Here is a 4522-nt window from a genome sequence, read left to right as displayed (position 1 = left end):
CATTCATCATGTTTATTACTCCAATTTACAACACATCAGGTTGTAAATATGGGACTGCGCAGAAATCATTCATTGATTTTCCGCAATCCAATATTCAGCCACACATATTTTCAATACACTTATTCTGCATATTATTCAGGCGTCAGATGCTGCATTCCTAAAATCTGCATCCGCCCGGAATAACTGTTGCGCTGCGCAACACACATGCCAAAAATAAAGTTAATTTCTATTGAAAAACATTAGCTTAAATAACACACGACAAAAAACTTCCCGCTGATGATTCATACAGAAATAATCTGCGCAGGAAGATATTGAATTTATATTCTTAACAATATCCATATATTCAATTCCGTTTACAAAGTTAATAAAAACTGTTCAGCCTAAAAACCTATAAGTTCACCATTTTAAAATGCAACGCTTAAAAATAAATTAATTCAATTGAGCTCAGTTAAAATCAGGCCTGCACGGAGGCCTTTCTTCACCTGAGGGTTAGGAAATAAAATCCAGACCGGCTGCTGCGCCACGGCATAGGGCTGGCCCTGCTGCACGGCAATGACATCGCCCGGCTGGAATACCGAAAAGTTCGGCGCTGAATCTGCAAGATTGAGCTGAAAATCATCTTCCGTCTTGATGATTGAATCTGTGACCTGAAAGGCCTGAATCGCCTGGCGCTTGCGCGCCGGCAAGGCCTGCCCGCTCACTACAGCGCGCAGCACCTGATCAATGGCTGAAAATGACGCTAAGTCATTTTGGCCAAAAGGCTTGGCATGCCCCAGTTCCAGCGTAGCGCTGGCGGCCTGGAACACTGAGCTGGTGAAGTGTGTGAAGGTTTTTCCGGGCGCGCTATGATACACCAAAGCGTCCAGCTCGGCAGCATTCAGGCTGGCCAGCAGCGTGGCGTCATAGGCATGCGCCTGCTGCGGAAATAAAGCAAAGGTCGGCAGCAGTGACGGGCGGATTGCCGTATGCAGGTCATAGTGGTAGCGCTGCGCCTGCGCAGGGCTGTGCGTGAAGAAATCAGCTGCAATCTGTTCCAGCTCCGCCACGCGCTGCGCTTCCGCAGCCGCCGCAAATTGCTGCGGCAGGCCGCAGAACATGCGGTTCATGTCATTTTCAATATAGCGCTGGCCGGAACGGATCGCTTCAGGATTGCCTAAAATCAGCAGCAGGCGGACCTGCAGCTTCAGCTTTCCGGCAAAAATATCCTGAACCAGCTGCTCCAGCAGCTCAATGGGCGCAGTTTCGTTGCCATGCACGCCGGCGGAAAGCACGACAGCTTTTTCATAGGCCTGCTCCGGAGTCAAACATAAAACCCCTTCAGCCAGCCATTCCCAGCTGAAGCCGCCATGCATGCCTTGCGTAGAAACCGGCGCTTTATGCGCTAAAACACTGCCTAAAAAATCCATCATCTGCTTTCCCTGAACCTTGCTTTCCTTGAACCCTGCTTTTGCTGAATAGCGCTTAACGCTGAAAGTGGTAAACCGAACCCAATCCAAGAATCCGGGTCAATTCATCCAGCGCGGTGCGGCTTTCAATCAGCAGCTGCGGATCGGCCAGATCCTGCTGCGTCAATGCATCGCGGTAGTGCTGGTCAACCCAGGCATTTAAACGGATGAACAGGCTGTCATTCATGAACAGGTTCGGGTTCACCGCATTCAGTTCCGCTTCATTCAGCGCAACACGCAAGCGCAGGCATGCAGGGCCGCCGCCGTTGCGCATGCTTTCACGCAAGTCGAAGACTTTAATATCGTCAACCGGCGTGCCCATCTGAATCATGTCATTCAAATAGTCCCACACCGCTTTATTCTGGCGCGATTCTTCCGGCACGATAATGCTCATGCCGCCGTCTGCGCGCGTCACCAGCTGGCTGTTGAACAGATAAGTATTCACGGCGTCCTGCACGGAAACGCGCTGCTCAGGCACTTCAATCGAGATGAAGTCCTGCTCCAAATGCGCCATCTTCCGGCGGATTTCCGCCAAAGCATCGGCCTGATTCAGGAACGCCTGCTGGTGATGGAACAGCACCTGCTGGTTGCTCACCGCAATCACGTCATTGTGGAACACGCCTTGGTCAATCACATCCGGATTCTGCTGCACAAACACAGTCTGTTCCGGCTTCAGCTGGTGCAGGCGCGCAACCGCTTCGCTGGCTTCCAGCGACTGGCGCGCAGGATAGTGTTTCGGGCCAACGCCGCCGCCCAGGAACTGCTGGCCGTAAACGAAAACCTGAACGCTGGCCTGATCATAAGCGCCGCCTAAACGGTTATGGTTGGCTGCGCCTTCATCGCCAAACAGCGCAACCGGAGGCAAAGCTGCATGGTGGGCAAAATGGCGCTCATCATTGAACATGGCCGCCATAATGCGCGATGTGGTTTCATGCTCAATGGAGCGGTGGAATTTGTTGTTCAGGTTGGCTGCGGTGAAATGCACCCGGCCATCAGCGCTGTCCGCCGAAGGCGAAACGGTCGCTGCATTGGCTGTCCACATGCATGACGCAGAACTGAGCGCAGACAGCAGCGCCGGCGATGCGCGCATCGCCTGTTCAATCACATTATGGTCATCGCCGCTGAAGCCGAGCTTGCGCAGGGTTGGCACATGCGGGCGTTCCTGCGGGGCAAATACGCCCTGCTTCAGCCCCAAGTCCGCCATCGCCTTCATTTTCTGCAGGCCCTGCTTGGCCGCCAGTTTCGGGTTGGAAACATTGTTGCGGTTTTTGGTCGATGCTTCATTGCCGAAAGACAAACCTGCATAATGATGGGTTGGTCCAACCAAACCATCAAAATTCATTTCATAGCCTGACATTTTAAAACTCCATTTCAATCGACTACAGCACAATGCCTGGCGATAATTTCTCAGGTAAATTCACATGATCGCTTTCTAAAGAAGCCATCGGCCATGCGCAGTAATCCGCGGCGTAGAACGCGCTGGCGCGGTGGTTGCCCGATGCGCCCACACCGCCGAAAGGCGCCGCGCTGGACGCGCCGGTCAATGGCTTGTTCCAGTTGACAATGCCCGCCCGCGCTTCAATCAGCACGCGCTCAAACAGTTCACGCTCTGGCGATACCAGGCCGACAGACAGGCCGAAACGCGTCGCGTTGGCAATCTGCAGCGCTTCATCAAAGCTGTCATAGCGGTAAATGCAGCTGAGCGGCCCGAAGTATTCTTCATCCGGTACATTGCTGACGCCGGTCACATCCAGAATTCCGGCGCTTAATAGACTGCTATTCGCATCTGGCTGCGTCACCGGCAATAAGACTTCTGCGCCTAAGTCAATCAGGCGCTGCTGCGCCTGCAGAATCTGCTGCGCGGCCTGCAGGGAAATCACCCCGCCCATGAACGGCTGCGGTTCCGCATTCCATTCGCCCACGGCTAAATTGCGGGTCACTTCCAGCAGGCGCTGAATAAAGGCATCGCCGGCTGCGCCATTTTTAATGATTAAGCGGCGCGCGCAGGTGCAGCGCTGTCCCGCAGAAACAAAGGCCGACTGAATGGTTAAGTTCACCACCGCATCAATATCAGTGATTTCATCAATAATCAGCGCGTTGTTGCCGCCCATTTCAAGGGCCAGAATTTTTTCCGGCGCGCCAGCCAGCTGCTTATGCAGGTGGTAGCCGGTGTTGGCGCTGCCTGTGAACAGCAGGCCGTCAATTTCGCTGGATTGCGCCAGAGCTTCGCCTATGCTGCGGCCGCCCTGCACTAAATTCAGCACGCCTGCAGGCAAGCCGGCTTGCTGCCATAATTTAACGGTTTCTTCAGCAGTCCACGGCGTCAATTCGCTTGGCTTGAACACCACGGTATTGCCCGCAATCAAGGCAGGAACAATATGGCCGTTCGGCAAATGGCCCGGGAAGTTGTACGGCCCGAATACAGCCAATACGCCATGCGGGCGGTGGCGCAGTGAAGCCGCGCCATCGGCCATTTCAGTCAGGCTTTCGCCGGTGCGCTCATGATAGGCGCGGACTGAAATCGCGACTTTGCCCACCATCGACTGAACTTCAGTCAGGGTTTCCCAAAACGGCTTGCTGGTTTCCTGGCTGATCACCGCAGCCAGCTGCTGCTTGTTCTGTTCCAGCAGGCTGGCAAAGCGCTGGATAATTTCAAGGCGTTCTGTCAGCGGACGGCGCGCCCATGCTGCAAAAGCAGCGCGCGCTGACTGGCAGGCCTGTTCAACTTCAGCAGCGGTGGCTTCATTGCCGCGCCAAACCGGCTGCTGGCTGACAGGGTTCAATTTGCTCCATTCACTGCCATGCGCAGGAGACCACGCTCCATTAATGAATGAATTTCCTTGTGACATTATTGTTTCTCCATGATATCTAACGGCAGCAGGCGGACGCACTGCCCTGCTTCCACGCCCAAGGCTTCAGCCTGGGCTGCGGTTAAAGGCAGGCTTGCGTGATCGGCCTGATTGCTGACCAGAATGGCGCGGTAATGCTGATAGCAGTCATTGGCAACCAGATAGCGGATTGTGCCTTCCTGTACTTCAGGCACCAGCCTCACCTTGCAGACGTGGCTGTCCTGAACA

4 protein-coding genes are annotated in these 4522 nt (G+C 54.1%); all 4 read right to left on the bottom strand.

The window, feature by feature from the left end:
- Positions 1-434: 434 nt before the first annotated feature.
- Complete coding sequence (gene astE / locus RSA72_RS05585; protein ID WP_332632852.1) at positions 435-1409, bottom strand: succinylglutamate desuccinylase; 975 nt, start codon at positions 1407-1409, stop codon at positions 435-437.
- A 52-nt stretch (positions 1410-1461) separates the two neighbouring features.
- Complete coding sequence (gene astB, locus RSA72_RS05580; protein ID WP_332624288.1) at positions 1462-2802, bottom strand: N-succinylarginine dihydrolase; 1341 nt, start codon at positions 2800-2802, stop codon at positions 1462-1464.
- Between the two features lie 22 nt (positions 2803-2824).
- Complete coding sequence (astD, locus tag RSA72_RS05575; RefSeq protein WP_332624287.1) at positions 2825-4294, bottom strand: succinylglutamate-semialdehyde dehydrogenase; 1470 nt, start codon at positions 4292-4294, stop codon at positions 2825-2827.
- Positions 4294-4522, bottom strand: a 229-nt coding sequence (locus RSA72_RS05570) for an arginine N-succinyltransferase (protein ID WP_332632851.1), incomplete at its 5' end; no start/stop codon positions are given. The genes astD and RSA72_RS05570, both read right to left, overlap by 1 nt.

Origin of the sequence: Acinetobacter sp. (genome assembly GCF_036659555.1) — a bacterium.
Lineage (GTDB): Bacteria > Pseudomonadota > Gammaproteobacteria > Pseudomonadales > Moraxellaceae > Acinetobacter.
This window is presented reverse-complemented; position numbering and strand designations above follow the sequence as displayed.